At 67.3% G+C, this 6,857-nt stretch carries 6 protein-coding genes; 4 read left to right on the top strand and 2 right to left on the bottom strand.

Features of this window, described 5'->3' with window-relative positions; translation table 11 throughout:
* Positions 1 to 330: 330 nt before the first annotated feature.
* The 4 genes from panD to ABZ004_RS37650 all read left to right on the top strand — a co-directional run bounded on the left by panD (position 331) and on the right by ABZ004_RS37650 (position 3,913).
* Positions 331 to 750 carry an aspartate 1-decarboxylase gene (gene panD, locus ABZ004_RS37665; protein WP_355686658.1) on the top strand — a complete coding sequence of 140 codons (420 nt, stop codon included), beginning with the start codon at positions 331 to 333 and terminating at the stop codon, positions 748 to 750.
* Between the two features lie 33 nt (positions 751 to 783).
* The gene (locus ABZ004_RS37660; RefSeq protein WP_355686657.1) at positions 784 to 2,217 is read left to right on the top strand and encodes an aminopeptidase P family protein; all 1,434 of its coding nucleotides are present in this window, start codon (positions 784 to 786) and stop codon (positions 2,215 to 2,217) included.
* A 634-nt stretch (positions 2,218 to 2,851) separates the two neighbouring features.
* Entirely contained in the window at positions 2,852 to 3,490 is a 639-nt protein-coding gene (locus ABZ004_RS37655) for a nucleotidyltransferase domain-containing protein (RefSeq protein WP_355686656.1), read from the top strand.
* Between the two features lie 9 nt (positions 3,491 to 3,499).
* On the top strand, positions 3,500 to 3,913 hold the full coding sequence (locus ABZ004_RS37650; RefSeq protein WP_355686654.1) for a VOC family protein: 414 nt from the start codon (positions 3,500 to 3,502) through the stop codon (positions 3,911 to 3,913).
* Between the two features lie 102 nt (positions 3,914 to 4,015).
* Here the strand turns inward: ABZ004_RS37650 and ABZ004_RS37645 are convergent, their stop codons facing one another.
* Both ABZ004_RS37645 and ABZ004_RS37640 read right to left on the bottom strand, forming a co-directional pair.
* Positions 4,016 to 4,546, bottom strand: a complete 531-nt coding sequence (locus tag ABZ004_RS37645) for a GNAT family N-acetyltransferase (protein WP_355686653.1) — start codon at positions 4,544 to 4,546, stop codon at positions 4,016 to 4,018.
* Between the two features lie 297 nt (positions 4,547 to 4,843).
* Positions 4,844 to 6,799 carry a M13-type metalloendopeptidase gene (locus ABZ004_RS37640; RefSeq protein ID WP_355686651.1) on the bottom strand — a complete coding sequence of 652 codons (1,956 nt, stop codon included), beginning with the start codon at positions 6,797 to 6,799 and terminating at the stop codon, positions 4,844 to 4,846.
* Between the last annotated feature and the right edge of the window lie 58 nt (positions 6,800 to 6,857).

Genomic DNA, 6,857 nt, shown 5'->3' with positions numbered 1-6,857 from the left:
TCTACTACGTCCTCACCCGAACACGAACCACTTGACATCCATAGGAGCATCCCCAACAGTGGGGCCGCCACCCCCGGCGGCCCCACCGCCAAACCCACCCACCGCCCCACCCACACCCACCTCGCACTCACCTCGCACCCACGCCCACCTCGTCAGACCACCACCCTCCACGCCGCACCCACACTCCACGCCCACCCCGCCAGACCACCATCTCCTCACCCCACGCCCACACCTCGCCAGACCACCGTCCATTCCCCCCGCGCCAAGCCCGCAGCCTGGAAGGTGACGGCTGCCACTGACAGTGATGGGTGGGGGCTGCAAGATGTGCGCATGCTGCGCGAGATGATGAAGTCCAAGGTGCACCGGGCCACCGTTACCCAGGCGGACCTGGACTATGTCGGGTCCTGCACCCTCGACGCGACCTTGATGGAAGCGGCGAACCTGCTGCCCGGCGAGAAGGTCGACATCGTCGACATCACCAACGGCAACCGGTTGAGCACGTATCTGATCGAGGGCCCGCGCGACTCCGGCATCGTCGGCATCAACGGCGCCGCCGCGCACCTGATCCACCCCGGCGATCTCGTCATTCTGATTGCCTACGGGATGCTCGACACCGCCGAAGCCAAGATCTTCGAACCGAGCGTAGTCTTCGTGGACGAGCAGAATGCGATCACCCGCATCGGCTCGGACCCCGCCGAGGCCCTGCCCGACACCGGCACCCTCCGCGGCGATCAACTGCACACGCGCTGACCAACGAGCGCTGACGACGAGGACGGGTCGACGATGACCGAAAGCACCCAGAACGCTCCGAAGACGGCGACGCACGACAACGAGCCGCAGGAAAAACTTCGCCAGTTCATGAACTCCGGCTGGGGCGACATCGAGCGCGCCGACGTCACGCTCAGCGACGTCGGTACCTGGGCCGCGAAGCGCCGCGACGCCCTCTCGCAGGCCTTCCCCGGTGAGCGCCTGGTGATCCCCGCCGGCACGTACAAGGTCCGCTCGAACGACACCGACTACGTCTACCGTCCGCACACCGACTACGTCTGGCTGGTCGGCGATCAGACCTCCGACGCGGTCCTCGTACTGGAGCCCAACGGCACCAGCGGCCACGACTCGGTGCTCTACTTCCGCCCCCGCGCCGACCGCGCCGAGGGCGAGGAATTCTGGCGCGACCGGATGTACGGCGAACTCTGGGCCGGCCGCCGTCCCTCGCTGACCGAGACGGCCAAGGAGTTCGGGATCGAGACCCGGCACGTCGACCAGCTGGCCGGCGTACTGAAGAGTGACGTTCCCACCCGCGTACGCCGTGGCGAAGAGGGCTCGATCTCCTCGCTGCTGAGCGGCCTCGGCACCGATGCCGAGCGTGACAAGGAGCTCGCGTTCACGCTGTCCGAGCTGCGCCTGGTCAAGGACGCCTTCGAGCTCGAGCAACTCCGCGACGCCTGCGCGATCACCCACCGCGGCTTCTCCGACGTGCTCAGCGAGATGGACAAGGTCCGCAAGTACGGCGAACGCTGGATCGAAGGCACGTTCTGGCGCCGGGCTCGCGCGGAAGGCAACGACGTCGGCTACACCTCGATCGCCGCGGCCGGCCCGCACGCGACCACGCTGCACTGGATCGAGAACGACGGCCCGGTCAACGACGGCACCCTGATGCTGCTCGACATGGGCGTGGAGAACCGCAACCTCTACACCGCGGACGTCACCCGCACCTTCCCGGTCAGCGGCGAGTTCACCCCGCGTCAGCGCGAGCTCTACCAGTTGGTCCTCGACGCCCAGAACGCCGGCATCGAGGCCCTGCGCCCCGGCGTACCGTTCCGCTCCGGCCACAACGCCTCCATCGAGGTTCTGGTCCGCGGCCTCGAAGCGATGGAGTTGCTGCCGGTCTCCGCCGACGAGGCGCTCGACCCGAGCAGCGGCATCTACCAGCGCTACACCCTGCATGGCGTCAGCCACATGCTCGGCCTCGACGTCCACGACTGCGCCGCGGCCCGCAACGAGAAGTACAACAAGGGCAATGTCGAAGCCGGCTACGTCCTCACCGTCGAACCCGGCCTCTACTTCCAGGCCGAGGACCTCACCGTCCCCGAAGACCTCCGCGGCATCGGCATCCGCATCGAGGACGACATCCTCATCACCCCAGCCGGCACCGAAAACCTCTCCAACGCCCTCCCCCGAGACGTAGAAGCCCTCCAAAACTGGATGGCCTCCTAACCGTCCGCACGGCGGGAGGACCCACCCGACCTCCCGCCTACTCCGCTCCGTCGCGGCTTGCCACCGCCCCGCGCTCAGTTCCTCCTCCTGCTCGGATCCGGGACCGCTAGCGCCGGGCAGTAACGGAGCCCGTTGCCTTCTCCCTGCACCAGGGAGGACGCCAGGCGGCACTCCCGCCCGCCCCTCCCCGCCAGGCCTAACCCCGCGCCGGTGTCCTGCACCCGGAAGTCGCCGTCGGCCGGGCGATTGCTCCGCGCCCGTCCTCCCCCGCCACGCCCAGCCCACGGCGGGATTGCCTCGCGCCCGACCGAAGCCGTCCCGACGGACAGGAGGTAGCCGAGGGCAACTAGTGCACCTGAGCGCAATTCCGCCATCGGTGTACACCGTCCCAAGGTGCACTACCTGTCCGTCGGGACATCAGACCCTCAACAACAAGCACCTAGAAACCCGGCCGTCTGCAGACCAGCTGCCGGCCTCATCGCGGATGTCGTCGGCCTGGGTCCGGGCCTCCTCGAGATGCGGGCAGCCTCCCGGCAGATCGAGGGCCGGCTCCTCCTGGATGGTGGAGCCGGTCGGTTGCAAGACCCTGAGAATCCGGTCGTCTTACGGCAGCGCGCCCGGTAGCCTCCGGCGAGTGAGGCAGGAGGAGGCGCGGCGCAAGGTGGCGGCGTTGGCCGACGGACGGGATCGTTGGCTGCTCCAGACCGTGTCCGCAGTACGGGCCCATGGAGTCTGGCTCGTCGGCTCACTCGGGTCGGGGACCGGCGACGAGTGGAGCGACGTGGACCTCATCGTCGTCGGCGGCGAGTTCCTTCTCGACGAGGCGCTACTGACTCTCGAGATGCCAGGCAACGGGCCGCTCGGCGGCGCCTACACCGGCGCGATGTACGACATCGACGGTCTCCCGCTCTGGGTCGACTGGTACCGCTGGCCGTCCGGCGCCCCGATCCCTCGCGAAGCTCAGCTGCTCGCCGGCACCGGCTCTGTCGGCAGGCTCGACCTTTCAGCAACGCTCGAGCTGGTTGGCCGCGAGCCACCGGGTCCTGCACCGGATCCATACGTGTTCGCGCTTGCCATGCTCCCGTTGGCTGCGAAGCACCTTGCCCGAGGTGATCTGGAGAAGGCAGCGGCGATGGCAGCCATGTTGCAGGCGCCTTCCAACATGCCAGTGGGTGCTGCGCTCTCCGCAGTACTCGATCGGATCGAAGGGCACGAGGAAGCTACCGCAACAGTTCGCCGCTACCTTGAGATCGTGCGGGCTCTGGCGAGCTAGGAGGGTTCTGTGTCTGAGTATCCGGTTTTGCTTCATACCGTGATCGATGCCGCGGACTGCAGGGGGCTGGCGGAGTTTTATCGGGAGTTGCTTGGGCTGCGGTATCGGGAAGGGGAAGAGCCGCCGACGGATGGGAGTCCGGATGAGGCGGACTGGTTGGTGTTGCTTGATGGGGATGGCAAGCGGGTGGTGACCGTTCAGCGGAAGAACGACACCACGCCGCCGACCTGGCCGTCCGAAGAGGTTCCGATGCAGATGCACCTGGACTTCAAGGTTGCGACGGTCGCGGAGTTGGAGCGCCATCGCAGCCGGGCCGAGGAGTTGGGCGCGCGGCTGCTCCTCGATCGTTCAGACGATGAGGGCGAACCTCTTTACGTGCTTGCCGATCCAGCCGGGCACCCGTTCTGCCTGCTCGTGCAATAGAACCAAGCCGTCGGGAACAGAGCAGCACTGAGGCTTCAGGGACAGCGGAGTACTAGGCCCTCGGGGACAGCGGAGTGCTAAGCCTTCGGCGACAGCGGAGTGCTAAGCCTTGGGGGACAGGAAGACGACGATGTCGGTCTCGGGGCCGCGGACTTCTGGTTCCGTCCAGCCGATTCGGCGGTAGAACGCGATGGTGTCGTGCGCCTGGTTCCAGGTGAGCAACCATGCCCGCGAACCTTGTTCCTCGACCGCCGTCGTCAGAAGCCGCCGCCCGAGCCCGGTACCTCTCGATGAGGCCAGCACGCCGAGTTCGTCGATCTCGAAAGCTCCTACCAGGAGCTCCTTGACCTGCTCCTCGCCCAACCGCTTCAGCACATTCCCATAAGCGCGATCCGTCCGGAACGGCGCCGGCGTCACCCAGCCGGTAACAAACCCAGCGATCCGCCCGTCATCGCCGCGCTCCACCAACGCGCGGAATCCATCCCGGTGCGCGTCCTCCTCCAGCCGCGCCCGGAACGCAACCCGAGTCTCCTCCGGATCCCGGTGCTCCCACGGCGGCGCCGTGAACACCTCCACATACGCAGCCGTCAACTCATCGGCGATCCCCAACACATCCACCCCAAAGCTCTCCACGCCCCAAACCTACCTGCGGCCAGGATCAGCAATCCGCTACAGAAGGTGGGCTCAGCCCCTCTCGGCAGGGTTCCCCCACTCGTAGAACAAGGGGGGAAGCAGACCAGGAGGAGTGAAGCCCACTGATCGCCAGGGCTCGGGCGATCAGGCGGAGCGGCGACGGAGACCGAGACGGGGACGGCGTACCCCTGCTCGGCGAAGAGATCGACGGCGACCAGGTCCGGTGCTCTGGTCGCTGTGCTGACCGAGCACGCCGAGTACGGCGGCTGGGGTTGCGTGGCGGGCGACTCGGACCGGCTACCAGATGCGGACTCGCTCTTCCGGAGCTAGCCACATGGTGTCGGCGGGGGTTGTGGAGAAGGCGGTGTGGAATTCGTCGAGGTTGCGGACTACCGCGTTGCAGCGGAACTCCGGTGGGGAGTGGGGGTCGAGGGCGAGGCGGCGGATGACTTCGGCTTCGCGGGCCTTGGAGGACCAGGCGGCGGCCCAGGAGAGGAAGAAGCGGCGGTCGCTGGGGATGCCGTCCACCACCGGCAAAGGAGCACCAGCAAGAGAGAGCTGGTACGCCGTGTAGGCGATCGACAGGCCGCCGAGGTCGCCGATGTTTTCGCCCAGGGTGAGGGCACCGTTGACATGGTGGCCCGGGGCACCCGACGGTTCCAAGGCGTTGTACTGCTCGATGAGCTTGTTGGCGCGCTCCTCGAAGGCGGCGCGGTCCTCGTCGGTCCACCAGTCGTTGAGGTTGCCCTCGCCGTCGTACTTCGAGCCCTGGTCGTCGAAGCCGTGACCGATCTCGTGCCCGATGACGGCGCCGATCGCGCCGTAGTTGACCGCGTCGTCGGCGTCCAGGTGGAAGAACGGCGGTTGCAGGATGCCGGCCGGGAAGACGATCTCGTTCATCCGCGGGTTGTAGTACGCGTTCACCGTCTGCGGCGTCATCTTCCACTCGGTCCGGTCGACCGGCTTGCCGAGCTTGGCCAGGTCCCGCGCGGTTTCGACCGCCATCGACCGGCGGACATTGCCGACCAGATCGTCGGCGCTGATCTCGAGGGCGCTGTAGTCCTTCCACTTGTCCGGGTAGCCGATCTTCGGCGTGAACCGGCCGAGCTTGTCGAGCGCCCGCTGCCGGGTCTCCGGGCTCATCCACTCCAGCGCATTGATCCGCTGCCGGTACGCCTCGACCAGGTTCGCGACCAGCTCGACCATCCGGGCCTTCGCGGCCGGCGGGAAGTGCTCCGCGACGTACAGCTGCCCGAGCGCCTCACCGAGCGCGGACTCGACGACGCCGAGCCCCCGCTTCCACCGCTCGCGGAGCTCCTGCGCACCGGTCAGCACCCGGCCGTAGAAGGCGAAGTTCTCGTCCACGAAGATCGTGCTCAGCAGCGGGGCCGCGCTGTGCACGATCCGCCAGTTCAGCCAGACCTTCCAGTCCTCGAGATCGAGCTCCTGCAAGGCAGCAGCCGCAGCCTGCAGATACGAGGGCTCCCGCACGATCAGCGAGGCGAACGCATCCTCCGGTACGCCGGCGCCGGCCAGCCACGCCGACCAGGAAAGCCCAGGTGTCAGCGCCTCCAGAGCGGCCCGGTCGAGCTTGTTGTAGGTCAGCGTGACGTCGCGATCCTTCACCCGGTCCCAGTGCGCCGCAGCGAGCCGGGTCTCCAGTGCCATGATCCGGTCAGCGCTACCGGCCGGATCGGGCAGGCCGGCCAGCTCGAACATCCGGGCCACATGTGCGACGTACGCCGTACGCACGCTCTCGAAGTTGTCCTCGCGGTAGTACGACTCGTCGGGCAGGCTCAGGCCGCCCTGCATCACGTGCACGATGTACTCGTCGGACTTCTTGGCGTCCGCGTCGACGCCGTAGTAGAAGAGCCCGGGCACGCCCTGGAGCTCGAGATTGCCGAGCGCCTCGACGAAGCCGTCCAGGTCCTTGACCGAACCGACCAGCTCGAGCTGGTCGGCGATCGGTGTCGCGCCGAGGCTCTCGATCCGCTCGGCGTCCATGAAGGACCTGAACAGGTCACCGATCTTGCGCGCCTCGCTGCCCTCGGGGTGCTCGGTCGCGGCGGTCTTCTCGACCAGCGTCCGCACGCTCAGCTCGGCGCTGTCGATGAGCGCGATGAACGAGCCGTAGATCGCCTTGTCGGCAGGGATCTCGGTCCGGTCCAGCCACGGTCCGTTGGCATGCAGGTACAGATCGTCCTGCGGCCGGACCGTGGTGGACAGGTCGTTGAACTCGACCCCAGCTGTCATCGGCACTCCCGTTGTCCTCGATCGATCGACACACCCCGTTGCGGAAGACAGTACCCGG

The organism is Kribbella sp. NPDC006257 (assembly GCF_040613535.1).
GTDB lineage: Bacteria > Actinomycetota > Actinomycetes > Propionibacteriales > Kribbellaceae > Kribbella.
Note: the sequence above shows the minus strand (reverse complement) of the source record. Positions and strands in the feature narration are given on the sequence as shown.

Coding starts and splice junctions, on each gene's coding strand:
- ABZ004_RS37660 (WP_355686657.1), top strand. CDS start 784: ATGACCGAAAGCACCCAGAACGCTCCGAAGACGGCGACGCACGACAAC.
- ABZ004_RS37640 (WP_355686651.1), bottom strand. CDS start 6,799: ATGACAGCTGGGGTCGAGTTCAACGACCTGTCCACCACGGTCCGGCCG.
- panD (WP_355686658.1), top strand. CDS start 331: ATGCTGCGCGAGATGATGAAGTCCAAGGTGCACCGGGCCACCGTTACC.